The 24,455-nt window shown below is 69.6% G+C and carries 22 protein-coding genes; 4 read left to right on the top strand and 18 right to left on the bottom strand.

What is annotated here, in order from left to right; genetic code table 11:
- Nucleotides 1-23 precede the first annotated feature (23 nt).
- From AB0259_RS12380 to AB0259_RS12350, 7 genes are all read right to left on the bottom strand, one after another.
- Complete coding sequence (locus AB0259_RS12380) at nucleotides 24-1,217, bottom strand: thiolase family protein (RefSeq protein ID WP_366222866.1); 1,194 nt, start codon at nucleotides 1,215-1,217, stop codon at nucleotides 24-26.
- Between the two features lie 57 nt (nucleotides 1,218-1,274).
- Nucleotides 1,275-3,125, bottom strand: coding sequence for a hypothetical protein (locus AB0259_RS12375; protein ID WP_366222865.1), 1,851 nt, complete (start codon nucleotides 3,123-3,125; stop codon nucleotides 1,275-1,277).
- A 97-nt stretch (nucleotides 3,126-3,222) separates the two neighbouring features.
- Nucleotides 3,223-4,413, bottom strand: a complete 1,191-nt coding sequence (locus AB0259_RS12370) for a bifunctional 2-methylcitrate synthase/citrate synthase (RefSeq protein ID WP_366222864.1) — start codon at nucleotides 4,411-4,413, stop codon at nucleotides 3,223-3,225.
- Between the two features lie 22 nt (nucleotides 4,414-4,435).
- On the bottom strand, nucleotides 4,436-5,335 hold the full coding sequence (gene prpB / locus AB0259_RS12365) for a methylisocitrate lyase (protein WP_366222863.1): 900 nt from the start codon (nucleotides 5,333-5,335) through the stop codon (nucleotides 4,436-4,438).
- Nucleotides 5,336-5,495: 160 nt separating this feature from the next.
- Entirely contained in the window at nucleotides 5,496-7,022 is a 1,527-nt protein-coding gene (locus AB0259_RS12360) for an MmgE/PrpD family protein (protein WP_366222862.1), read from the bottom strand.
- Entirely contained in the window at nucleotides 7,019-7,684 is a 666-nt protein-coding gene (locus AB0259_RS12355) for a GntR family transcriptional regulator (RefSeq protein ID WP_366222861.1), read from the bottom strand. The genes AB0259_RS12360 and AB0259_RS12355 overlap by 4 nt, the downstream gene beginning before the upstream one ends.
- 97 nt (nucleotides 7,685-7,781) lie before the next feature.
- Nucleotides 7,782-8,369 carry a TetR/AcrR family transcriptional regulator gene (locus AB0259_RS12350; RefSeq protein ID WP_366222860.1) on the bottom strand — a complete coding sequence of 196 codons (588 nt, stop codon included), beginning with the start codon at nucleotides 8,367-8,369 and terminating at the stop codon, nucleotides 7,782-7,784.
- Between the two features lie 66 nt (nucleotides 8,370-8,435).
- Here AB0259_RS12350 and AB0259_RS12345 point away from each other — a divergent pair, with 66 nt between their 5' ends.
- Both AB0259_RS12345 and AB0259_RS12340 read left to right on the top strand, forming a co-directional pair.
- Entirely contained in the window at nucleotides 8,436-9,413 is a 978-nt protein-coding gene (locus AB0259_RS12345) for a zinc-binding dehydrogenase (RefSeq protein ID WP_366222858.1), read from the top strand.
- Nucleotides 9,414-9,461: 48 nt separating this feature from the next.
- Nucleotides 9,462-9,995 (top strand): ribonuclease H, encoded by a 534-nt coding sequence (locus AB0259_RS12340; RefSeq protein WP_366222856.1) that lies wholly within the window; start codon nucleotides 9,462-9,464, stop codon nucleotides 9,993-9,995.
- A gap of 1 nt (nucleotide 9,996) precedes the next feature.
- Here the strand turns inward: AB0259_RS12340 and AB0259_RS12335 are convergent, their stop codons facing one another.
- The 3 genes from AB0259_RS12335 to rlmN form a co-directional block, all read right to left on the bottom strand.
- Nucleotides 9,997-10,473, bottom strand: coding sequence for an NUDIX domain-containing protein (locus AB0259_RS12335; protein ID WP_251581617.1), 477 nt, complete (start codon nucleotides 10,471-10,473; stop codon nucleotides 9,997-9,999).
- Nucleotides 10,474-10,489: 16 nt separating this feature from the next.
- Entirely contained in the window at nucleotides 10,490-11,503 is a 1,014-nt protein-coding gene (locus tag AB0259_RS12330; RefSeq protein WP_366222854.1) for an aldo/keto reductase family protein, read from the bottom strand.
- A gap of 108 nt (nucleotides 11,504-11,611) precedes the next feature.
- The gene (rlmN, locus tag AB0259_RS12325) at nucleotides 11,612-12,835 is read right to left on the bottom strand and encodes a 23S rRNA (adenine(2503)-C(2))-methyltransferase RlmN (protein WP_366222984.1); all 1,224 of its coding nucleotides are present in this window, start codon (nucleotides 12,833-12,835) and stop codon (nucleotides 11,612-11,614) included.
- 137 nt (nucleotides 12,836-12,972) lie between these two features.
- On the opposite strand from rlmN, the gene AB0259_RS12320 reads away from it, so the two are divergent.
- A complete protein-coding gene (locus tag AB0259_RS12320; protein WP_366222852.1) occupies nucleotides 12,973-13,668 on the top strand; it encodes a GntR family transcriptional regulator in 696 nt (231 codons plus the stop codon).
- Entirely contained in the window at nucleotides 13,665-14,858 is a 1,194-nt protein-coding gene (locus AB0259_RS12315; RefSeq protein WP_366222850.1) for an amidohydrolase family protein, read from the top strand. Before AB0259_RS12320 ends, AB0259_RS12315 begins: the two co-directional genes overlap by 4 nt.
- A gap of 92 nt (nucleotides 14,859-14,950) precedes the next feature.
- On the opposite strand, the gene AB0259_RS12310 is transcribed toward AB0259_RS12315, so the two are convergent.
- The 8 genes from AB0259_RS12310 to AB0259_RS12275 all read right to left on the bottom strand — a co-directional run bounded on the left by AB0259_RS12310 (nucleotide 14,951) and on the right by AB0259_RS12275 (nucleotide 24,421).
- Complete coding sequence (locus AB0259_RS12310; RefSeq protein WP_366222848.1) at nucleotides 14,951-16,384, bottom strand: amidase; 1,434 nt, start codon at nucleotides 16,382-16,384, stop codon at nucleotides 14,951-14,953.
- Between the two features lie 8 nt (nucleotides 16,385-16,392).
- Nucleotides 16,393-17,424 carry a D-2-hydroxyacid dehydrogenase gene (locus tag AB0259_RS12305; protein ID WP_366222847.1) on the bottom strand — a complete coding sequence of 344 codons (1,032 nt, stop codon included), beginning with the start codon at nucleotides 17,422-17,424 and terminating at the stop codon, nucleotides 16,393-16,395.
- Nucleotides 17,421-19,115: an ABC transporter ATP-binding protein gene (locus AB0259_RS12300; protein WP_366222845.1), complete on the bottom strand. Its 1,695-nt coding sequence runs from the start codon at nucleotides 19,113-19,115 to the stop codon at nucleotides 17,421-17,423. The genes AB0259_RS12305 and AB0259_RS12300 overlap by 4 nt, the downstream gene beginning before the upstream one ends.
- Nucleotides 19,112-20,053 (bottom strand): ABC transporter permease, encoded by a 942-nt coding sequence (locus tag AB0259_RS12295; RefSeq protein WP_366222844.1) that lies wholly within the window; start codon nucleotides 20,051-20,053, stop codon nucleotides 19,112-19,114. The genes AB0259_RS12300 and AB0259_RS12295 overlap by 4 nt, the downstream gene beginning before the upstream one ends.
- Complete coding sequence (locus AB0259_RS12290) at nucleotides 20,050-21,000, bottom strand: ABC transporter permease (protein WP_366222842.1); 951 nt, start codon at nucleotides 20,998-21,000, stop codon at nucleotides 20,050-20,052. The genes AB0259_RS12295 and AB0259_RS12290 overlap by 4 nt, the downstream gene beginning before the upstream one ends.
- Nucleotides 21,001-21,111: 111 nt before the next feature.
- Entirely contained in the window at nucleotides 21,112-22,680 is a 1,569-nt protein-coding gene (locus AB0259_RS12285; RefSeq protein ID WP_366222840.1) for an ABC transporter substrate-binding protein, read from the bottom strand.
- A gap of 81 nt (nucleotides 22,681-22,761) precedes the next feature.
- On the bottom strand, nucleotides 22,762-23,163 hold the full coding sequence (locus AB0259_RS12280) for a RidA family protein (protein ID WP_366222838.1): 402 nt from the start codon (nucleotides 23,161-23,163) through the stop codon (nucleotides 22,762-22,764).
- Nucleotides 23,156-24,421 carry an aminotransferase class I/II-fold pyridoxal phosphate-dependent enzyme gene (locus tag AB0259_RS12275; protein WP_366222836.1) on the bottom strand — a complete coding sequence of 422 codons (1,266 nt, stop codon included), beginning with the start codon at nucleotides 24,419-24,421 and terminating at the stop codon, nucleotides 23,156-23,158. The genes AB0259_RS12280 and AB0259_RS12275 overlap by 8 nt, the downstream gene beginning before the upstream one ends.
- Nucleotides 24,422-24,455: the final 34 nt, after the last annotated feature.

The raw sequence follows: 24,455 nt of genomic DNA, 5'->3' as shown, positions 1-24,455 counted from the left end.
CCCCGGTCAGGCGCTCGCCGTGCTCAGCCGTCCCAGCGACGCAGCAGCGCGGCGAGCGCCTGGCCGCCGCCGATGCACATCGTGACGATCGCGTACTCCGCCCCCGTCCGCTGCAGGGTCAACGCGGCGCGAACCGTCAGGATCGTCCCGGTCGCTCCGACGGGGTGACCCAGTGCGATCGCGCCGCCGTACGGGTTCGTCCGTTGCGGGTCGAGCCCGGTGTCGCGTATGACAGCGATGACCTGCGACGCGAACGCCTCGTTGAGCTCGACCGTCGCGACGTCGGCGGGCGTGAGGCCTGTCTGCGCGAACAGCTTCTTGAGGGCGAGCGTGGGGGCGTACCCCATGATCGCGGGGTCGAGCGCAGCGGTCGTCACGGCCTCGATCGTCGCGAGGGCGGTGAGGCCCTCTGCCCGGACGTCGGACTCGCGCATCAGCACGGTCGCCGCGGCGCCGTCGTTGATGCCCGAGGCGTTCCCGGCGGTGACGGTCCCGCCCGGAGTGAACGCAGGACGCAGACGGGCCAACGCTTCGAGGGTCGTGTCGGGTCGGGGATGCTCGTCGACCGTCACCTCGACCGGCCGACGGCCCGTGGTCGTCGTCGGCGCGATCTCCTCCGCGAACGCCGAGCGGGCGGCATCCGTCGATGCACGTCGCTGCGATTCGAGGGCGTAGGCATCCTGCTCCCCGCGGGTGACCCCGAATCGCTCCGCGACCGTCTCGGCCGTCGTCCCCATGTGCTTCCCGCTGAACGGGTCGGTGAGCATGGCGAGGGTGCCGTCGAGCAGTCGGCGGTGACCGAGGGTCGCCCCGGACCGGGCGTCCATGTCGTAGAACGGCATCCGCGTCATGTTCTCGGCGCCACCCGCCACGGCGACGTCGATGCCACCCCAGCGCAATTCCTGCGCCGCCGACCAGATGGACTGCAGGCCCGATCCGCACAGCCGGTTCACCGTGAACGCCGGAGTGTCGTCGGCGAGACCCGCCGCCAGCGCGATGCGACGGGCAATGTAGGCATCACCTGCCACCTGGCCGATCGTGCCGACCACGACCTCGCCGACACGCGCCGGGTCGACGCCTGATCGGCCCAGTGCCGCCGTCACCGCCTGCGCGCCGAGTTCGTGCGCGGGGGTGTCGCGGAACGCACCGTCGAAACGTCCGACGGGGGTGCGAGCACCGGCGACGATGGCGATGCGCTCGGATGAGGTATCCGTCATCCCCTCATGCTCGCAGACCGGCCGCCGCCCGGACAGGGCGACGACCGGTCTGACTGGTCAGCGCTTGGCGGAGACTTCCAGTCTGACGAAGGCGGAGGCTTCGTCAGCGACGAGCAGGGTGGGCGTGACGATCGTCGATTGACTCGTCTTCCGCTTTCCCGACATGGCGGTGTAAGCCGTCTGCCGCGTGATGACGTCAGAGCGGTAATTCGCGTCGAGCTGGGACACGAGCTGGGCGAAACTCCGCGGCTGCGGTCGCTCGAAGTAGTCGTCCGGGTCCGGAGCGAACAGCTCGAACTGGTAGGCCGTGCGTACATCCTTGGGCACCCTGACAGTGAACGTGCCGTACTCGGTCACCCTCGTCGCGCCGGGGGCGGGCTTGAGGACCGCGCGGAATGAGTAGGACTTGCCGCGCTCGACGTTGGAGACGACACCGGTCGGAGCGACGTTCACCCACTTGCCGCTCCTGAGGATCTGCACGCCACTGAAGGACGCGGCACGATAGTCAGCCTCGAATCGACTCAGGACGTTGACGGACAGGATGCGGACATCCTCGAACGGATTCCCCTGAAGCGAAGCGACGTCGTTGGCGACATCATCGCCCACCAGGTAGGGCAGTTCAGCCAGGCTGGCGTACCGGTTGGTGTTCTTCAAGGTCGCTGTCGCGCCGTCGGCCCGTCGATACTGGATGGTCCACTCGATGCGAGCAGACCCGGCCTGCTCATTGTCGAGCATGCGGACGGCTTCCGCAGCGAGCTGCGCGTACGCGGCAGCGGCGATGAAACCGGGCTCGGAGACGTGGGTGGTCACCGCGGTGCGGATGTCGCCGACGGCGCTCGACGTCCGAACCGGGATCGTCGTCGCACCCGCACCGAGCACACCGCGGACTCCCGCGAGCCGGTCGTCGACGAGCTTCCCCTTCACCTTGCCGATGGCGCTGATCAGCTTGTACGACCCCATCAGGTCGGGCACGATGCGCGCGGCGGACGCCCCGTGGATGTTGGCGACGAGCTTCGAGTTGCCCATGTTGGGGTGGCCGTACGCGAACACCTCGTTGCCGCAGACGGCGGTGACCGTGCCGACACTCGCCTCGGTCACCGCGCCGTACCCGTAGGAGACGGCGATGTTGCCGCCCGCGACGATCGAGTAGTCGGATGCCCGCCTCTCTCCGCCGGGGACGGCACGGCCGGTCGCGGTGACCCCGCGGAACCCCGTCACGCGATCGGCGAGCGCGTCCGTCTCCTCGTCGAGCTGGGCGGCGGAGGCGCCGATCGTCACGCGGACCGGTTCGAACCGGTTCAGGGTGCTGCTGGCGGGGGCGCTGCGGCGCGCCGACGGCGCCGCGTCGGCGAGGCGCTCGACCGTCTGCGTCTGGGAGGCGCTGAGCTTCTTCGTCGTCGGCAGGGTGCCGAGCGTCTTCATGTACGCTGCGGGGGTCACACCGGCGACATTGTCGGGGAGCGCGCTGAACCCGTACGAGACGGCACCGATGAGGGCGCCGTTCGCGTCGTAGACCGGTGACCCAGAGGCGCCCGCCCACACTCCTGCGGCAAGCGATCCGTCAGTGCCGTTGACGACGTCACCGTCGAGCTTCACGAGCAGCAGGTCGCGGGGCTTGCCGTTCGCGTCCGTTCCGAGCCCGTTGTCGAGCTTGCCGACGTACTCACCGGTGAAGGTCGTGGGCGTCGTGCCCTTCGTCGTAGAGCGCCAGGTGATCTTCTCGCCGTCCTTCAAACCGCTGATCGGCGAGATCGCGAGACGCTGCCCGGGCAGATCGCAGAACAGCCCCGGGTCCTTGGAGACGGCGTTAGCCGGCGCCGCGGTCAGCGAGCCGATGAGGACGGCGGTCACGGCGGCGGCAAGCGCGATGCGCGCCGCCCCCCGCGTCCGCGCAGGACGTACGGTCATGGATTCCCCCCAGGGTCACGCGCCGGGGAGAAATGGGCTCGACCCCGGTCACACAGGACTCCTGGATACCACGTCCGGGCGTCCGCCGTGGGGACGATCAGCCCGCCGCTTCCTCCGGCCGCTCCAGCGCCTCGACCTCGGCGGCATCCGGAACGTACCCGTCGACGTGGCGCTCGTCGGCACCGTCGTAAGCGGACAGGGGCCGGATGAGGGCGTTGGATGCCTGCTGCTCCATGATGTGCGCCGTCCACCCGGTGATCCGCGCCGCGATGAACAGCGGCGTGAAGGTGAGCGTGTCGAAGCCGATCAGGCTGTAGGCGGGACCGGAGGGGTAGTCGAGGTTCGGGTAGATGCCCTTGCGTGAGACGAACTCGGACTCCAGCGTCTCGTACAGCTCGGCGACATCCGGGCGGTCGTAGTGGGCGACGAGCGCGTCGAGCGCGGCCTTCATCGTGGGCACGCGGGAGTCGCCGCGCTTGTAGACGCGGTGGCCGAACCCCATGATCTTCCGCTTGGCGGCGAGCGCTTCGTCGAGCCACGGGACGACCGCGTCGGCCGCGCCGATCTCGTCGAAGATGTGCATGACGGCCTCGTTCGCACCGCCGTGCAGCGGTCCCTTGAGGGCGCCGACCGCGCCGACGACCGACGAGTACAGATCGCTGAGCGTCGAGGCGATCACGCGGGCCGTGAAGGTCGAGGCGTTGAACGAGTGCTCCGCGTAGAGGATCATCGAGCGGTTGAACGCGTCGACGACGACCTCGTCCGGATCCTCGCCGAAGGTCATCCACAGGAAGTTCGCGGCGTAGCCGAGCTCTTCGCGCGGTTCGACGAGGTCCTGACCGCGACGACGACGCTGCCCATAGGCGACGACAGCGGGAAGGATCGCGAACAGACGGATGCTGCGGTCCAGATTCTCTGCCGGTGTCCCCGCGGCGTCGAGCACGTTGTCGATCCCGGCCGTCTCGAATGCTCCGAGCAGGCTGACGACGGTGCGGGCCTCGTCCATCGGATGGGCCGAGACGGGCATGGCGTCGATGAAGGACCGCACGTCCTCGGGGAGTGCGCGGTTCGCCCGCTCCACCGCGTGGAGTTCCGCGAGCTGATCATCGGTCGGAAGTTCGCCGTGCCACAGCAGGTAGGCGACGGCCTCGAAGGACCGCGTCGCGGCGAGTTCCTGGACGGGGTACCCGCGATAGAGCAGCGAGTTCGTCTCGGGGTTGACCTTGCTGATCGAGGTCGTGTCGGCGTAGACGCCCGCGAGACCCTTCTTGATGTCGGGGTCGGTCATGCTCGCTCCTTTTCCTCGACCGTCATCGGTCGATCCGGAAGGTGAAGACGTTCGTGTCGAAGTGGTTGTACGACTCGTAGTCGATGAGGTCGTAAAGATCGGCGCGGTGCTGCATCTCATCGAGACGCGACGTGAGGTGCCCTTCGTCGATCAGCGTATCGAGCGCACGCTCGGCGGCGCCCATCGCCATCCGCAGCAGCGACACCGGCCAGATGACGATGTTCACCCCGACGTCCCGCAGCTGGTCGACCGTGAACAGGTCGCTCTTGCCGAACTCGGTCATGTTGGCGAGGATCGGCACGTCGACGGCGGCGCGCACGGCCGCGAACTCCTCGAGCGTGCGCATCGCCTCGGGGAAGATCGCGTCGGCGCCGGCGTCCACCAGCTTGCGAGCACGGTCGGTCGCGGCATCCAGTCCCTCGACCGCACGGATGTCGGTGCGCGCGATCACGAGGAAGTTCGGTTCGCGACGCGCGTCGACGGCGGCGCGGATCCGCTTGAGCGCTGTGCCCTCATCGACGACCGCCTTTCCGTCGAGGTGGCCGCACCGCTTGGGGTTCACCTGGTCCTCGATGTGGGCCCCGGCGATGCCGGCGTCCTCGAGCGTCTGGATCGTACGGGCGACGTTCATCGGCTCGCCGAAGCCGGTGTCGGCGTCGATGATCGCGGGCAGCTCGGTCGTGCGGGCGATCTGCTGACCGCGCGCCGCGACCTCGGTCAGCGTCGTCAGCCCGATGTCGGGGAGCCCGAGATCGGCGGACAGGACGGCGCCCGAGATGTAGACGCCCTCGAACCCCTTCCGCTCGATGAGGCGGGCCGACAGCGGGTTGAACGCTCCGGGGAATCGCAGCAGCTCCCCCGAGGCGAGCCGCTCGCGGAACAGGCGGCGCTTCTCGTGCGCCGGGATCTGTGCGTACAGCATCAGCGGGTCCCTCTCTCGATGCGACCGCGTTCCGAATTCAGTCCCGACGGATGCCGCATCTCACCGTGCGTCCCGGAATCGCGGGTTTCCGCGGCCGGACGACGATCGGCTCCCGAGAGCAGGGACTGGATGCCGAACGCGCGGCCGACCACGCTCTCCATCAGAAAAGTCCCTTCGGGGCGGGGGCGGCCGCGAGGACGCCGGGCGCGGCCACGAAGTCCAGCTGACGGACTTCGTCCGCGGTGAGTTCGGGCAGGCGCTGCACAAGTGCGAGGAACCGCTCGATCTCGGCGGCCTCGAGCACCGGCTCGGCCAGGAGGCGGAATTTGCGGATGTAGTCCCCCCGCGCGAACGGCCTCGCCCCCAGCGGGTGCGCGTCGGCCACGGCGATCTCGTCGATGACCGTCGACCCGTCGGTGAGCGTGATCTCCACACGCCCGCCGAACGCCTTCTCGTCGGGATCCTCGGAGTGATAGCGCCGCGTCCACTCGGCATCCTCAGCGGTCGTCACCTTGTGCCACAGGGCCACCGTGTCGGGGCGGCCGGCGCGCTCGGGCGTGTACGAGTCGACGTGGTGCCAGCCGCCGTCCTGCAACGCGACGGCGAAGATGTACGGGATCGAGTGGTCGAGGGTCTCGCGGGACGCCGTCGGGTCGTACTTCTGCGGATCCCCGGCGCCCGAGCCGATCACGTAGTGCGTGTGGTGGCTCGTGTGCAGGACGATCTGCGCGACGTTCGCCGGGTCCCGCAGCTCGGGCCGCTGGGTGCCGAGCTTGCGGGCGAGGTCGATCCACGCCTGCGCCTGATACTCGGCCGAGTGCTCCTTGGTGTATGTGTCGAGGATGCCCCGCTTCGGCTCCCCCGCAGCGGGGAGCGGAACCTCGTACGCGGCGTCCTTGCCGTCGAGGAGCCACGCGATGACGCCGTCCTCGCCCTCGTAGATCGGGGACGGCGAGGTCTCGCCGCGCATCGCACGGTCGACCGCCTCGACGGCCATCTTCCCGGCGAAGGCCGGCGCGTGCGCCTTCCACGTCGAGATCTCGCCCTTGCGCGACTGACGCGTCGCGGTCGTGGTGTGGAGCGCCTGCCCGACGGCCTGATAGATCGTGTCGACGTCCAGCCCCAGCAGCGTTCCGATCCCCGCGGCGGCCGACGGGCCGAGGTGGGCGACGTGGTCGATCTTGTGTTTGTGCAGGCTGATGGCGCGGACGAGGTCGACCTGGACCTCGTAGCCGGTCGCGAGCCCTCGGACGAGCGCGGCGCCGTCGGCCCCGACGTGCTGGGCGACGGCGAGGATCGCGGGGATGTTGTCGCCCGGGTGCGAGTACTCCGCCGCCAGGAACGTGTCGTGGTAGTCGAGCTCACGGACGGCGACGCCGTTCGCCCACGCCGCCCACTCGGGGCTGGTGCGGGTCTCGTTCGGGACGCCGAACACCGTGCCGCCGTGCCCGCCGGTCGAGACGGGGTGCGAGAGCGCCTGGGTGCGTGCGGAGCTGACGGGGCGGCGGGTGAGGGATGCGGCGGCCACCGCCGCGTTGTCGATGATGCGGTTCACGATCATGTCGACGACGTCGTCCTCGACGGCCACGGGGTCGACCGCGACCTGCGCGATCTTGTAGGCGAGCTGCTCCTCGCGGGGCAGCGGCTCGTCGCTGCGGTACACACGGACGTGGTGGGTGACGGTCATGGCGTTTCCTCCGGGATGGCGGACAGGGAGTCGAGGATCGAGGCGAGCGCGTTGTGCAGATGGACGTGCGTGGCGTGGGCCGCCAGGTCGCCGTCGCCGGCGACGATCGCGCTCGCGATGAGGCGGTGCTCGGCGACCGAGGCGGTGAGCCGTTCCGGATTGTCGCGCGCGAGTCGGCGCACCCGGACGAGGTGCGTGCGGACGGTGTGCAGCGCAGACGTGAGGTAGTCGTTGCGGACTGCGGCGTCGAGTTCGGCGTCGAAGCGGGCGATGAGGGCGTAGTACCCGTCGGCGTCCCCGGCGGGACCGCCCGCCGCCTGGATGTCGGCGAAGGCTGCGGCGAGGGCCGCGAATGCCGAGCGGTCGGGCGTGCGGGCAGCGAGCCGCGCCGCCGTCTCCTCGAGCGCGCGGCGCACGTCGAAGAGAGCGCGGATGTCGTCGGCCTCGACGCCACTGACGACGGTGACCCGCGGCGAGACCTGTGTGACGAGGCTGTGCGCCGCAAGTCGCGCGAGCGCCTCGCGCAGTGGTGTGCGACTGACGCCGAGGCGGGCCGCCTGCTCCGTCTCGCTGATGACGGTTCCCGGGGCGAGTGTGCCCGACTGGATCTCGTCGAGGAGGGTCGCGTAGGCCCGGTCGCTGGCGCGGTTCCCGGGGCTCACTTCGCCATTGTATGCACCGCCTGAGAACCTTGGACTAGTCTCCTCCTACCAAGCGATCAATGTACACATTGCCTTCGCGTACGGCCGAGTGGCGGAGTCAGGCTCCCCAGCCCGCGACGAGCGGGGCGACCGCATCGAGACTGCGGACCGCGGCGTCCGGATCGGTCCGGGCGATCGCCAACGCGGCGATGACCAGAGACGCGACGGCCTCGGCGAGCGGCGCCCGGGCTGCCTCGGACAGGCCGGGCCGAGCCGCGGCCACTCCGCGGGCGACGCCCTCCCGAAGCTCGTCCGCATAGCGAGTGACGATCGCTCGCAGCTCCGGCTCGTCGTCCACGAGGGGGCCGCAGGCGGCGTTGATCAGCAGACAGCCCGACCGTGCACGCGGTGATCCGCCGGCGATGGCCTCGCGCATCTCGGCGACGTAGTCGGCGAGCGCCGTGGCCGCGGCATCCGATCGCTGCAGCGGTGCGAGGCGCCTACGGACGATCTCCTCGAGGTAGGCCGCGACTACCGCCTCGAAGAGGCCCTTCTTGCTGCCGAACGCGTGGTACAGGCTCGAGCGATTGAGCCCCGTGGCCTCCTCGAGCTCGCCGATGCCCGCCTCCGCGTAGCCGCGCGACCAGAACACGTCGCGCGCGGCGCGGACGACGTCCCCGCGATCGAATGTCGCCGTGCGCCCCATGGATGCTCCTCTCGGCCGTCCGTACTATATTAGACCGATCGTTACAAAATGACGCCTGGAGGAAACATGCGCGCAGTCACCCACCCCGTCTTCGGCGAACCGGCCGACGTCCTCGAGATCACCGAGACCCCCGACCCGACGCCGGATTCGGGAGAGGTTCGCGTGCGACTGCTCGCCTCACCGATCCACAACCACGACCTGTGGACGGTCCGCGGGACCTACGGCTACAAGCCCGAGCTTCCTGCCCGCTCCGGCACCGAGGCTGTCGGTGTCGTCGAAGAGCTCGGCGAGGGCGTCGAGAATCTTCAGGTCGGGCAGCGCGTGGCCACCGGCGGCACTTTCGGCGTGTGGGCCGAGCAGTTCATCGCCCGCGCCGCGACCCTCATCCCGGTTCCCGAGGACCTCCCCGACGAGCAGGCGGCCCAGCTCGTGTCGATGCCGTTCAGCGCCATCAGCCTCATCGACTTCCTCGATCTGAAGCCCGGTGACTGGCTCGTCCAGAACGCCGCCAACGGCGCGGTCGGGCGCATGGTCGCCCAGATCGGCCGCGCACGCGGGCTCAACGTCGTCGGCCTCGTCCGTCGGAGCGCCGCCGTCGCCGAACTCGCCGAGCAGGGCATCGATCGCGTCGTCGCCGTCGACACCGACGACTGGCAGGACGAGGTCGCCGAGATCACCGGTGGCGCCTCCATCATCGCCGGCGTCGACTCGGTGGGCGGCGAGTCGAGCGGCCACGTCCTCTCGCTCCTCGGAGAGAACGCGACGCTCGTCGTCTTCGGCGCGATGGACGCCCCCGTCATGCAGCTCACCTCGGGCCCTGTCATCTTCCGCCACATCACGATCAAGGGATTCTGGGGCAGCAAGGTGAGCACCGAGATGGATGCCGCCAAGCGGGGCCGACTCTTCGGCGAGCTCGCTCAGCACCTTTCCTCCGGTGTCCTCACCCTCCCGGTGTCGGCCACGTTCCCCCTCGAGCAGGCGCGCGACGCCGCCCGGGCGAGCCTGACCGCCGGCCGCGTCGGCAAGGTTCTGCTGCGCCCGTGACACCCTCCCGCGCGCGGCCGCCGCGCCGCGCGCGGGTAGCGTTGTCGGGTGACCGAATCCTCCCGCTATGTCGTGGCCACCGACGGCGCCTGCAAGGGCAATCCCGGACCGACGGGCTGGGCGTGGGTCGGTGAGGACGGCCACTGGGCCGCAGGCTCGATCATCCAGGGGACGAACAACGTGGGCGAGCTGATGGGACTGCTGAAGGCGATCGAGGACCACACCGACGTGCGTGACCTCGTCGTGCAGGCCGACTCGAAGTACGCCATCGACACCTACGAGAAATGGATGGACGGCCACCGCCGTCGCGGCTGGAAGACCTCGACCGGCGCGCCCACCAAGAACGTCGACCTCCTCGAGAAGCTCATCTCCGCGCGCGACGCGCGACGCGCGGCGGGCCTCCCCGACGTCGTCCTCGAGCACGTCCGAGGGCACCGCGGCCACATCCTCAACGAGTGGGCCGACGAGCGCGCGGTGCGCGGGGCGGAACACGCGGCATCCGGCAAGGAATCGGCGTGGTCATCGCTCGGAGGCTTGCACGAGAAGCTCGACGTGTCCGAAGCGCCGAAGAAGAAGCGCTGACTCAGCGAGCCTGAGACAGCAGTTCCGCCAACCGGTCGAACGCGGGCTGCTGCCCCTTCACGACCCGTTCGCGCGCCCGGGCCAGCGGCATCCACTCGGCACGGTCGACCTCGGGGAATGCGTCGCTCTTGCCTGAGCGCGGCGGCCACTCCATCTCGAACTCGCCGAAGGTGAACTCTTCGGCGTCGAAGCCGGCACCGTCCGCGACGAACACCGTCACGCGCTTGCCCGATGAGTACGAGAACGTGCCGAGTTCGGCGTAATCGGCGTCGGGCGCGGGGACACCGAGCTCTTCGCGGAACTCCCGTTTCGCGGCATCCAGCGCATCCTCGCCGTCCTCGAGCTCCCCCTTGGGGATCGACCAGGCACCCTCGTCCTTGCTCGCCCAGTACGGTCCGCCCATGTGAGCGACGAACGCCGACACCCTGCCCTGACCGTCGAGACGGTAGAGCAGGATGCCGGCGCTGTGCGAGGCCACGGACGTGCGGCGCTCGTCAGATCAGACGGGACTTCGGCGAGACGGAGTACGTCTCCTCCGGGTCGGTCACCGCGGCGGGCGCGAGCGCGTCGTTGATCGCCGCGTACGTGTCGTCGTCGAGCTCGATACCCGACGCCTTCACGGTGTCCTCGAGCTGCTCGGGACGCGACGCCCCGATGATGGCGGCGGCGATGTTCGGGTTGTGCAGCACCCACGCGAGGGCGAGCTGCGGCATCGTGATGCCCGCCCCCTCGGCGATCGGCTGCAGCTTCTGCACCGCGGTGAGGGTCTCATCCTTCATGAAGCGCTTGATCATGTCGGACCCGCCCTTCTCATCCGTCGCGCGCGAACCCTCGGGCGCCGGCTGACCGGGCTGGTACTTGCCCGTCAGGACGCCCTGCGCGAGCGGCGACCAGACGATCTGCGAGATGCCGAGCTCCTCGGAGGTGGGGACGACCTTGCCCTCGATGACCCGCCACAGCGCGGAGTACTGCGGCTGGTTCGAGATCAGCTGGAAGCCGAGCTCCTTCGCGAGCGCGTGGCCGGCCCGCAGCTGCTCCGCGGTCCACTCGCTGACACCGATGTAGAGCGCCTTGCCCTGACGGACGATGTCGGCGAACGCCTGCATCGTCTCTTCGAGCGGGGTCTCGTAGTCGTAGCGGTGCGCCTGATAGAGGTCGACGTAGTCAGTGCCCAGGCGCTTCAGCGAGCCGTTGATGCCCTCGAGCAGGTGCTTGCGGGACAGACCGTGGTCGTTCGGCCCCTTGGGACCGGTCGGCCAGTAGACCTTCGTGAAGATCTCGAGTGACTCGCGGCGCTGACCTCCCAGCGCTTCGGCGAGGACGGACTCGGCGGCGGTGTTCGCGTACGCATCCGCAGTGTCGAACGAGGTGATGCCGAGATCGAGGGCCTTGTGAACCGTCGCGATCGCCGCGTCGTTCTCGACCTGCGAGCCGTGGGTGAGCCAGTTGCCGTAGGTGAGTTCGGTGATCTTCAGGCCGCTGTTGCCCAGGAATCGATAGTTGACCATGGATCCGACGCTACTCTCGCGCCGCGGTCGACTCCGCAGCCCTTGACAGGGTTACGCCGCCGGCGGAATCACCCCTCGAACCAGACGGGTAAGCCAGGCCTGACCCGGTCAGACCGATGCTGCCGCGGCCTGGTCCTCCTCGGTCGCGACGAGCTGACCGCAGGCCCCGTCGATCTCCTTGCCGCGCGTGTCGCGGAGTGTCGTCGGGATGCCCGCATCGTTGAGGCGCCGGACGAACTCGTTCTGCACGTCGACGTCGGACGACGTCCAGATCGAGCCGGGCGTCGGGTTGAGCGGGATGGGATTCACGTGCACCCAGCCGCGGCCGCGGGCGTTGAGCTTCTCGGCGAGGAGATCGGCGCGCCAGGCGTGGTCGTTCATGTCCTTGATGAGGGCGTACTCGATCGAGACGCGACGGCCGGTCTTGTCGAAGTACTCGCGGGCGGCGTCGAGGGCCTCATCGACCTTCCAGCGGGAGTTGACCGGGATGAGCTCGTCGCGCAGGTGGTCGTCGGGGGCATGCAGCGACAGCGCGAACGTGACCGGGATCTCTTCCGCGCTCAGCTTGCGGATCGCGGGCACGAGGCCGACGGTCGAGACCGTGATGCCGCGCGCGCTCATCCCGAGGCCGTGCTTCTTGTCGACCATCGTGCGGACGGCCTGCATGACGCGGGCGTAGTTGGCGAGAGGCTCACCCATGCCCATGAAGACGATGTTGGTGACGCGCTCGTCCTTGTGCCCGACCTTGCGGGGGTCACCGAGGCCTCCGTCGGCGATGAGGCGGTTGGCGCGGACGACCTGGTCGACGATCTCGGCCGCCGACATGTTGCGCGTCAGGCCCGCCTGCCCGGTGGCGCAGAACGGGCAGTTCATGCCGCACCCGGCCTGGCTCGACACGCACAGCGTGATGCGCCCGGTGTACCGCATGAGCACGGACTCGACGAGCGCGCCGTCGTGCAGGCGCCACAGGAATTTGATCGTGTCGCCGCCGTCGGTCTCGAGGCGGCGCACCTCGGTCATGAGGTTCGGCAGCAGACCGCCGACGAGCTCTTCGCGGCTCGCCGCCGGAAGGTCGGTCATGTGGAGGGGGTCGGAGGTGTAGTGCTGGAAGTAGTGCTTCTCGAGCTGAGCGGCGCGGAACCCCGGCATCCCGAGCTCCTTCAGCTTCTCGACGCGCGCATCGTGATCGAGGTCTGCGAGGTGCACGGGCGGCTTGCCGCGCTTGGGGCTCGCGAACTGCAGGAGCGGGCGACCCTCGGCATCCTTCGCCTGCGTCCACCCCTCGGTCGCGGGACGGACCTGCTTGGCCGTCGTCGTGCGCACGGCGGACATGCCCTCGGGGCGCGCGGGAGTGGACTCGGTCATGCCTTCCAGGCTACCGGCGGCGGGCTGGGCGGATGCCGGGCGGCTCCACGGACCGCCACCTGTTAAATTGCAAGTTGTCGACAATCATACGATCCGGGGGCAATATGAGCGGCAGTATCGAAGGCATCCGTCCGGCGAAACGGACCGGACTCGCGGACGAGGTCACCTCGAGCATTCGTCAAGCAATCTTCGATGGCGTCTTCGCCGTCGGCGATCGGCTCGGCGAGGTGGAGATCGCGCATCAACTCGACGTGAGCCGCGGACCGGTACGAGAAGCGCTCATGCAACTCCGGAACGAGGGTCTGGTCACCATAGAGCTGCATCGCGGTGCTTCCGTCGTCCGCCTCGGCATCGACGACATCGCCGAGCTCACAAGCCTGCGAACGACGCTGGAGGCGTTCGCGATCGAACGCGCGACCGAGCTCGCCACCGAGGAGGATCTGAAGGCGATGCACGCCGTCACCGTCGAGATGGAAGCCGCGATCGCGAACGGTGACCTCCATCAACTCAGCCAGATGGACATCCGCTTTCACGACGCCATCTATGCCGCCGCGCGACACGAGCGCCTCACCACCGCGTGGCACACCATCCGTTCACAGATGCTGCTCTTCCTCCTCACCCGGGCCAACGCCAATCACGACTACCTCGCGATCTCACTCACCGAGCACCGCGATCTCGTCGAAGTCATCCGACGCCGGGATGCGGCCATCGCACGCGAGATGATCACGACGCACGTGCAAGGCGCATACGACCGACTGCGCGCGACGATGACGGATGCTGCGGACGGGACATCCGGATGACCCTCGCTCTGCTCGTCGGTGCCGTCGTCGATCCCGAAGACGGCACCTCCGGCCCGTCGGCCGTCTTCGTCGACAACGGCACCGTCACCGCCATCGTCCCCGGTCATGACGCACCGGAGGACGCAACTGTGCTCGATCATCGCGACGCGACACTCGTTCCCGGACTCATCGACGCGCACGTGCACCTGAACCTCCGCGCCGACGGCGAGATGATGGCGAACATCGCGAAGCCGTCCGACGACGAACTGGTGGAGACCACGCTCGCGAATGCGCGCGTCGCGCTGCGTGGCGGCATCACGACCGTCCGCGACGTCGGCTCGAAGACCGACACCGGCTTCGCTGCACGGCGCGCGGGCGACGCGGCATCCCTCCCCCATCTCCTCCTTGCGGGCCCACCCATCACGACGACCGCGGGGCACGGCTGGTTCTTCGGCGGCGTCGCCGACGGCGAAGCGGGTGTGCGGGACCGCGTCGACCTGCAGATCGACGCCGGCGCCGACTGGATCAAGGTCATGGCGACAGGCGGCGGGACCCCTGGGACGATCCCGTGGGAGCCTTCGTACTCCGAAGCGGAGCTCGCTTCGATCGTGGGCGCGGCACATGCTCGAGGCGTGAAGGTGACGATGCACTGCCTGAGCGCGGAGGGGATGCGGCGCGCCGTCCGCGCCGGGGCCGACCACATCGAGCACGCCGGCTTCGCGACCGACGGTGCCGGCGGGAGCGCCTTCGACGCCGAGCTCGCGGACGCCATGGCCGAAGCTGGTGTCGTCGTCACGCCCACTCTGTCGGTGCGGCTGTACATGCGCGACCACCAGATCGCGCTCGGCGCGGATGCCGCGACGGTCGACGCCTGGCAGCGACGCTTCGACAACGGGATGTCGCAGTTCGCGAAGCTCGCCGCCGCCGGCGTCCGCTACGCGGCCGGCACCGACGCGGGCTGGCACCGGTCGCCGTTCGACTCCCTCGCGACCGAGATCGCCTGCATCGCGGAGTGCGGCCCCGGCGCCGCCGCGGCCTTCCGCAGCGCGACGTCGGCGACCGCCGAGCACTTCGGCATGACCGGCCACGGCCGCGTACGCGCCGGCGCGCCCGCCGACCTGGTCCTCATCGACGGCAACCCGACTCGCGACATCACTGCACTCGGCCGTGTGCGCGGCGTGCTGCGCGCCGGCAAGCTCGTCGCCCGCTGACGCCGGCGCCCGGTGGCGCGGCATCCGCTCGCGAGAGAACATCTGGCGCCCGCAGGTACGCGCAGACCGTTCCCTCGGGGCGCGCTCGCTGCTCAGCGGTTGTAGGGGCGGGATGCCACAGGCACCCGGCCCTGCGCCTCGATGGCTCGAGCGGCGGCGAGCGCCAGGTCGTCGCGGCCCGGACCGGCGAGGATCTGCAGGCCGATCGGTCCCCCGCCGGCGCCCACGCCGACAGGCACGCTCGTCGCGGGAACGCCACCCAGGTTGGCGATGCGGGTGAGCGGCGCAACTGCGGCGACGCCTTGGTACTCCTGGCCCGGCACCACCTCCGGCGGCGGGCCTTCGGCCGGGATGTCGGCGGTCGAGAGCGTCGGCATGATGATGAGATCCACCTCGTCGAACCACGCGTGGATCTTGCGGCGGAGACGGCGGCGGTGCTGCAGCGCGAGCCCGAGCTGCTGGATGGTCACCGCACCGGTGCGCTCGAGTCGCGTCGCGAAGTAGTCGGAGAAAAGCGGCATCGTCTGCTCCAGGTCGCCGAAGTCGTTCAGCGACCACGGGTCGACGCTGCCCGCGGCGACGAAGACCTCATTCGCACCGGCATCCAACTCGACGACACCCTCGACGTCGCGCAGGCCGAACTGCGCGCGCAGGGCGTCGACCGCGTCGCGGCACGCGGCCCGCACCTCATCGGTCGCGCCCGCGCGGTCGAGCTCTGGGACGTAGGCGATGCGGAGACCGTTCAGGTCGACATCGTCGATGCGCGAGACCACGGGCGGTGCAGCGACGGCCGCGGAGTGCGCGTCACCGCGCAGCGGTCCCGCCATGACGTCGAGAATCGCGACCGTGTCGGCGACGTCCCAGGTCAGTACGCCGACGGTCGAGGTCTCGGACACGGCACGGTCGAGCTCGGGGACGAGCCCGAAGGTCGTCTTATGGCCGACGAGGCCAGTGATGCCGGCCGGGATACGGATCGACCCGCCACCGTCCGACCCCGTCGCGAACGGGACGTGCCCCGCGGCGACCGCCGCGGCCGACCCGCCGCTCGATCCGCCGGGCGTGAGCTCGGGGTTCCAGGGGTTGCGGGTCGTCCCCGTCGCGCGGCTCTCGCAGAGCAGCCCGCTCGCGAATTCCGGCGTCGTCGTCTTGCCGATCGCGACGGCGTCGGCCGCCCGCAACCGGGAGATGTAGGGATCGTCGGATGCCGCAGGCACGGCATCGGCCTTCAGTAGCGAGCCCCAACGCGTGGGGAGCCCGGCGAGGTCCTGCGTGTCCTTGACTCCGAACGGGACGCCCGCGAGCGCACCGACCCGGAGCCCCGCGGCCACGCGACGGTCGATGTCGGCGGCGTGCTCGGCCGCGGCATCCCACGCGAAGCAGACCCACGCGTTCGTGACGGTGTCGGCTTCGACGCGACGACGCGTCTCGGTGAGCACGTCGGTCGCCGAGACCTCGCCCGCGGCGACGGCCGCGGCGATCTCGAGGGCCGACCAGGTAGGGAAGCGTGAGGCGAGCGAGACGGTCATCGGGTCCTTCAGTAGCCGCGGGCGGGGTCGTACACGTTGCGCATCTCGCGCCCCGAGCGGAACCGCTCGAGGTTGTCGAGGAAGATCTCGAGGATGCGGCCGTTCTCCTGGTCGACAGTCGACGCGGAGTGCGGCGAGACGAGCACGTCGTCTCGCGCCCAGAGGGGCGAGTCCGTCGGCAGCGGCTCGGCCGCGAACACGTCGAGCGCCGCGCCGCCGAGACGGCCCGACTCGAGTGCGGCGAGCATGGCGGGTTCGTCGACGACACCGCCGCGGGCGATGTTCACGAGCGCGGCGCCGTGCTGGAGCAGACCGAAACGATGCTCGTCCATCAGTCCGCGCGTCTCGTCGGTGAGCGGGCAGCACAAGACGAGCGCGTCGGTGGCCGGCAGCAGCTCGTCGAGCTGCGACATCCCGATGACGCGCGTCGCGCCGGGGACGTCGTACGAGCGCCCGTCGCGGCCGACCGCAGTGACCTCGAGGCCGGCAGCGGCGAGCAGCCGCACGGACTCGCGCCCGACGGTGCCGAGGCCCACGACGACGGTGTGCAAGCCCTGCACCTGCCGAGTCGTGTACCGCTGCCACGTGCGCTCCGCCTGTAAACGGCGCAGCATCGGCAGGCCTTTCACGACGTGCAGGATGCCGGTGAGCGCGAACTCCGCGAGCGGCACGGCGTGCACGCCGGCTGCGGTCGTGATGGTATAGGCGGGCGTCTCCGTGATGCCGAAGCGCACCAGCACCTGCCCGACGCCGGAGCTCGTCGCCTGCACCCAGCGCAGCTTCGGCGCATGGTCGGCGAGATGATTCGCGTCCTGCCAGTCGAAGTCCCAGAGCACGTCGGCCTCGGCGAGCATGCCGCGCCAGCGCGCGAGCTGCTCGTCGTCGAGCGCCGGGTGGACGCCCTTGTGATCGGCGACATACGTGGGCGACGGGATGAGCGCCGGGTCGTGCAGCACGCGGACGCCCGGGACAGCGGCGATACGCGCGACGTACTCGGCCTCGAGCGGCGAGGCGATGACGACGGTGAGGTCCTCGGTCATGCGGTTCCCTTCGAGGCGAGCTGCGGGATCGACGCGAGCAGTCGCTGCGTGTACTCGTCCTGCGGGTCGGAGAAGATGCGGTCGGACTCCCCGACCTCGACGAGCTCACCGGCGCGCATGACGGCCATGCGCTGCGCGAGGTGGCGGACCACCGCGAGGTTGTGCGAGATGAACAGGTAGGTCACGCCGGTGCGGTTCTGGATCTCGGTGAGCAGGTTCAGGATCTGCGCCTGCACCGAAACGTCGAGCGCGCTCGTCGCCTCGTCGAGCACGACGAACTCGGGGTCGGTGACCATGGCACGTGCGATCGCGATGCGCTGGCGCTGGCCACCCGAGAACTCGTGCGGGCGACGGGTCGCGGCATCCTCGGGAAGACCGACATCCTCGAGCGCGGTGGCGACCTTGGCTCGGGCCTCGTCGCGTGAGAGTCGCAGATTGTGCAGCGGCTCCGCGACCGAACGACCGACCGTGTAGCGGGGGTCGAGCGAGTCGTTCGGGTCTTGAAAGACGACCTGGATCTTCGCGCGGAAGTCGCGGATCGCGCGGCCCTTCGCACGGGTCACATCCACACCGTCGAAGACGACGGCTCCGGTCGTCGGCCGCTCGATCAGCGTGCCGAGGCGCGACAGCGTCGACTTGCCCGAGCCCGACTCGCCCACGACGCCGAAAGTCTCGCCGCGGCGAACCTGCAGTGAGACGCCCGCCAGGGCGTGGATGTCCTCGCGGCGCGTGCGGTAGACCTTCGTGACGTCGTCGAATCGCAAGATCACGTCGTCGGCGCGCGGCACGCGGACGGGCTCGGGGAATGCCGCCGGTTCGACGATCTCGATGCGGTCCGCCGACACGAGCGGCATCCCGTCCGCGTCGACGAAATCGCCGTCGATCGTGCGCAGTCGCGTGCGCGGCTCCTGCTGCCCGGTGAGGACGCTGTCCAAGAGGGCCTGGGTGTACGGATGCCGCGGGGCGGTGAGCACCTGCGCGGTCACGCCGTGCTCGACGATCTGACCCCGGTACATGACGTTCACGCGGTCGCAGAGGCGCCCGATGACGCCGAGGTCGTGCGAGATGAGCAACACGCCCATGCCGGTGCGATCGCGCAGCTCGACGAGCAGATCGAGGATCTGCGCCTGCACGGTGACGTCGAGGGCCGTCGTCGGCTCGTCGGCGATGAGCAGCTTGGGCGAAGCCGCCATCGCCATGGCGATCATGACGCGCTGACGCTGCCCGCCCGAGAGCTGGAACGGGTACTGCCCCAGCCGGGTGCGGGGCTGCGGCAGGCGCACGAGCTCGAGCAGTTCGAGGGCGCGGACATGGGCGTCTCTCGCGGCCGCCGGCGCGTGGACGGTGAGCGCCTCGACGAGCTGCGCACCGACCGTCATCGACGGACTGAGCGCCGTCATCGGCTCCTGGAAGATCATTGAGGCGTCGGCACCGCGGATCTTCCGCCAGCCGCGTTCATCGAGGGACACCGCGTCGTGGCCGGCGACGGTGAACGACTCGGCGGTGACGCTGGCGGTCTCCGGGAGGAGTCCCAGCGAGGCCATCGCGATCGTGGACTTGCCGGAGCCGGACTCGCCGATGACGCCGACGATCTCGCCGGGGGCGACGTCGATCGACACGCCCCGGACGGCCGGGCCGCGGCCGTAGTCGATCGTCAGGTCGCGGAGGTGCAGGACCGGTGCGGTTGTCATCGGATCTCCTTGTACGTGCGGCGGGCGGGCACGACGAGTGACGCGAACCGCGACGCGAGCGAGATCGGCGCGAGGAAGGCGTAGCTGCCGTCGCCGCGCGGGGCGAAGGTCGCTTGCAGACCGTCGGCGACGAGGTTCCATCCGGCCGCCATGAGGATGATGACGAGGCCGGGGAGGAGGATCAGCAGCGGCGCCTCTTGCGCGTACTTCTGGAACTCGCTGATCATCATGCCGACCGAAGGGTTCGGCGGCTGAACGCCCTGCCCCAGGTAACTCAGACCGGCTTCGAGCAGTACCGCCTCGCTGGCGGTGACTGCGGCCTGGACCATGAGCGGCGTAGTCGCGTTCGGGAGCAGGTGGCGCAGCGCGATGAGCGGGCCCGGGATGCCGGAGAGCTGCGCGGCCACGACGAAGTCGCGGTTCCGCATGGCGAGCACCGGCGCACGCATGATCTTCGTGAAGGTCGGCGTGTAGATGATCGCCATGGCGATGATGAGCGGGACGACGCCAGGACCGATGATGACGCGGACGAGCAGCGCCATGAGGATCGCGGGGATGGTCATGACCACGTCGCAGGCGCGCATGATGATCGCGTCCGCGATGCCGCCGCGATAGGCGGCGACCATGCCGAGCGTCGTGCCCAGCACCATCGAGATTCCGGTGGCGGCGGCGGCGATCATGAGACTCGTACCGGCGGCGACGAACAGGCGGGTGAACGTGTCGCGCCCGAGGTTGTCGGTGCCGAGCAGGTGGTCGCCGCCGGGCGGGGCGAACGGCGCGTCGCTGATGCCGCCCACGGAGTAGGTCGGGAACACGGTCACCACGAGCGAGGCGAGCGCGATCGCACCGAGGATCGACAGGCCGACGATCAGCTCGGGGGCGAGCCGGGCGCGCCGGTGGGTTCGACCGGCGAGGCGGGCGGGGTCGGTGAGGGTCATGCGCGCACCATCCGGATTCGGGGGTCGATGAGCGGGTAGAGAAGGTCGACCACGAGGCTGATGCCGACGTACATCGCACCGATGATGAGCACGCACGCCTGGATCGTGGTGTAGTCGCTCGTGTTGACGGCCTGGATGAGCATCGATCCCATCCCGGGGAGGGCGAAGACGTTCTCCATGATGATCGTGCCGCCGACGAGCGTCGCGAGCTGAACGCCGACGATGGTGACGACGGGCGCGAGCGCATTCCGGAGCGCGTGTCGCCGCACGATGCGGTCGGGGCTGACCCCTTTGGCGCGCGCGGTGCGGATGTAGTCGGACCCGAAGGTGTCCAGCAGCATCCCTCGTGTGTATCGGGCGACGAGTGCCAGTGTGCCGAGGCTGAGCAGCAGAGCCGGCAGCAGGAGCTTCAGGAGGTGCTGGAGCGGGTCCTCGGAGAACTCGACGAAGCCGAGCAGGCGCAGCTTCAGTGTCCGCGAGTTGAGCAGCAGGAGCACGGTGCCGAGCAAGAACGGCGGCGCCGAGATGAGGAAGAAAGTGAGCGCGCGGCTCACCTGGTCGAAGATGCGACCGCGGCGACGAGCCGCGGCGATGCCGAGGGGGATGCCGAGCGTGACACCCATGAGCGTGGCGAGGATGCCGAGTTCGAGGCTGACCGGCAGCCGGAGGGCGAGCTGCTCGGCGACCGTGTAGGGCTGGGTCAGCGAGCGGCCGAAGTCACCCGTGAGGATGCCGCCGAGCCAGGTGAAGTACTGGGTCACCCAGGGCTCGTTGAGCCCGAGCTGCTCGTGGATGCGCTCGCGCACTGACGGGTCGGGGTTGCCGGGGTCCATGAAGGCCGCGGCGGGGTCGCCGGGCATGATCCGGACCATGAGGAAGACGAGGATCGACAGCACGACGAGCACGAGCGCCGCTTCGCCGACACGGCGTGCGAGGTACTTCAGCACGGTGACTCCTGTCTGTGGGTGGGGATTGTTCGGGTGGTCCGCCGGGCTGCGGACGGATGCCGCCCGGGCGCCGCGATCACGCGGGAACGCGGCGCCCGGGTGGCGGCGTGATCACTTGAGGAACGCGTCCTTCAGGTGCATGCGCCAGGTGTACGGGTCGGACTCGTAGCCGCCGACGGCGGTGTCGTCCCAGACCTCGATGGCCTCGGCCTTGGCCGCCGGGATCAGGACGAGGACCTGCTCCGCGACTTCGTAGTTGAGCTCGTCCGAGAGTTCCTGGCGTGCGGCCGGGTCGGTCTCGCTCATCAGCTCGGCGTACAGCTCACGGGCACGGTCGGCGTCTGGTAGACCGTCGAAGTACGCCATCGCCTGGTCGTCGACGAGCAGCTGCGTGAAGTAGCCGCCCATGTCGGGGTTCCAGCGGTTCCAGATGGCGACCATGTCGGTCCAGCTCTCGCCGTAGGTGAAGATGCGCGAGATATCGGCCCACGGGGTCGCGACCAGCTCGACGTTGATGCCCGCGTCGGCGGCCTGCTGCTGCAGGACCTCGAAGACGGGGATGTCGTCGGTGGTGTAATCGCTCGGGTACGAGAGCTCGATCGGCTCGCCGTCGTAACCCGCGTCCTCGAGGAGAGCCTTCGCAGCATCGAGGTCACGCGTGTACATCGGCGTGCTCTGGTCGATCTCCGGGGCTGCCGGGTCGCCCGCCGCGACGTGCAGCGAGACGGCGCCGAAGCCGCCGGTGGCGAGTTCGACGATCTGCTCGCGGTCGAGCGACAGCGACAGGGCCTGGCGGATGCGGACGTCCGCGAGCGGGGAGTCCTCGGCCGGGTTCAGGTAGACCGAGAGCTTGCGCGTATAGGCGGCGTCACCGATGGTGTAGCCGGCGTCCTCGGCCTGCTGGGCGACAGCGGCATCCGTGAACGAGGCGATGTCGACCGAGCCCTGCTGGACGAGCGCGAGGCGAGCGGACTCGTCGGGGACGATCTGGAAGTTGATCGCGTCGACGACGGGCTGGTCCTCGCCCCAGTAGTGCTCGTTGCGGTCGAGCGTGAGGTTCACGCCGTCGTTCCACTCCGAGAGCGCGAACGGGCCGGTGCCGAGGGCCGACCTCTGACGATCCTCTTCGGAGGTCGACTCGTACCAGGCCCGGCTGAAGACGTAGAAGACGTTGTTGCCTGCGGTGCCGTTCAGGAACGAACCGTTGGGCTCGGTGAACGTGAAACGGACGGTCGACTCATCGGTCGCCTCGACAGTCGCGAGACCGCGGATGAGGGCCTTGCGCGAGCTTGTGGACGCGTTCCAGGTGTTGAAGCTGAACACGACGTCGTCGACGGTGAGATCGGTGCCGTCGCTGAACTTCACACCCTCGCGGATCGTGAAGTCGTAGGTCAGCTCGTCGACGATCTCGTAGTCCGTGGCGAGCGACGGCTGGATCTCGCCGCTCTCGTCGCGGGTCAGCAGGCCTTCGTAGATCTGGGCCTGGAAGACAGCGCTGGCCTGGTTGGACGCGAGGATGGGGTCGAGGCCGCCGGTGCCGGGCTGGGCGTTGATGGCGTATTCGAGCGTGCCGCCCTGCGCGGGCTCCGCCGAGTCGCCGGAGGTGGCGGTCGGGGCGCACGCGGCGAGGCCGAGCATGGCTGCGAGGGCGACGCCCGTGACCAGGATCCTGGTTTTCATGGGATGAGTGCTCCTACGGTGAGAGATATCGGGAGGTCGGGTGGTGCTCGGTGCCGGTCCGCGCGCGCGCACGGCGTCCGATCAGGGGCGATCGGCTCCCGCCCGGCTGACGGGGAGATGGAGGATCGCATCGACTTCGACCTCGCCGATCGCGAGGTCTGAGACGGTGAGGGTCCGCGCGGGGTACGGCGCGGAGACGTAGTCGCGGTAGATCGCGTCGAAGGCCTTCACGTCGATGCCCGGGCGGACGAAGACGCTGACCTTGACGGCGTCGGCGAGGCTGCCGCCCGCGGCATGCGCGACGGCCGCCAGGTTGTCGAGTGCCTGACGGGCCTGCACCTCGAAGGGCTGGTCGAGCAGGCGCACGCCGTCCGGGCGTCGCGGCGTCTGCCCGGCGAGGAAGACGAATTCCCCCGCACGGATGCCCGCGCTGTACGACCCGGCCGGATCGGGCGCGTCGGTCGTCGAGATCGGCTCACGCATGGGCTGCCTCCGCGGTGTTCCGTGCGCCGAGTGCGGTGAGGGCGGTGACCATGCGCTCGAGCGCGGCCGCCCACTCGGCCTCGTCGCGGGCGTAGCAGACACGGAAGCGTCCGATGCCGCTGGGCCCGAACTGGTAGCCGGGCGAGACGACGACACCTGCCTCGACCTGGAGAACGTGGGCGACCTCGACATCCGTGGCGCCGAGCGCGCTCACGTCGCAGTAGAGATACGCGGTGCCTTCATGCGGGGTCACCCGGAGGCCTGGCACCCGGCGGAGCGCGGTGACCGTCATCTCGCGGAGGGCGGCGAGCTCGGTGATGCGCTGGGCGACGAAGTCCGCGTCGTCTGCGATCCAATGCGCGAGGAGGCGCTGCGCGTAGGCGGGAGCGCGCAGGGCGGTCACTGCGAGGGTCTGCTCGACCGCGGCCATCACGTCCTCGGGGCCGACGACGACGCCGAGGCGGAAGCCCGAGAGCGATTCCGTCTTGCTCGGGCCGAGCATCGTGACGCAGCGCTCGGCCATACCGGGGAGCGTGCGCATGTGGGTGAACTCGGCTCCCGAATAGACCAGGCGCGAGTACAGCTCGTCGGCGAGGATGCGGAAGCCGTGCTCGACGGACAGCGCGGCGATCTTCTCGAGCGATGCGCGCGGGAAGATCGCGCCGCTCGGGTTGTTCGGGTGCGAGAACACGAGGAGCGTCGGCTGCTGCGGCAGCGCCGCCTCGATCGCGGCGAGGTCGAGCGTCGGTTCGGCGGCATCCACATCGATCGGGATGCGCACGACGGTGGCACCGACGAACTCGAGCATGCGCTCGGTGAAGAGGTACTCGGGATCGGCGAGCATGACGACGTCGCCGGGGTTCACGATGGCGGAGAGCGTCGCGAAGAGCCCGCCCTGCGTGCCGGGGGTGAACGCGATGTTCTCGGGGGTGACGGGCACGCCCATGAAGCCGGTGAGGGTCTCGGCGACGCTCGCGATGACGTCGGGGGCACCGCGGTAGGGCGTGTACGCGGTGGCGCCGTCGGCCATCACCTCGGCCATGACACCAGCGGCCCAGTCGGGAGCGGGGAAGCGGACTGTGTCGAAGTGCGTGGTGTCGAGCAGACCGTCGCCGCCGCCGTTGAGCTTCAGCTCACGGTCGGCCTCGCGCACCGTGCTGCCGAGGACGGCTGCACGGGCGGGGATGTGCATGCGCTTGACGCGCGCGCTCTCCGCCTCGGGGAGAGTCCCGATTGACTGGTTGTTTACAATCTGCATGTCTTATGTCTACCCAAGATTCGTTTCCGATGTA

Source organism: Microbacterium sp. NPDC080005, assembly GCF_040702445.1.
Taxonomy (GTDB): domain Bacteria; phylum Actinomycetota; class Actinomycetes; order Actinomycetales; family Microbacteriaceae; genus Microbacterium; species Microbacterium oleivorans_D.
The sequence above is the reverse complement of the archived record's forward strand: the minus strand, read 5'-3'. Positions and strand labels throughout refer to the sequence as shown.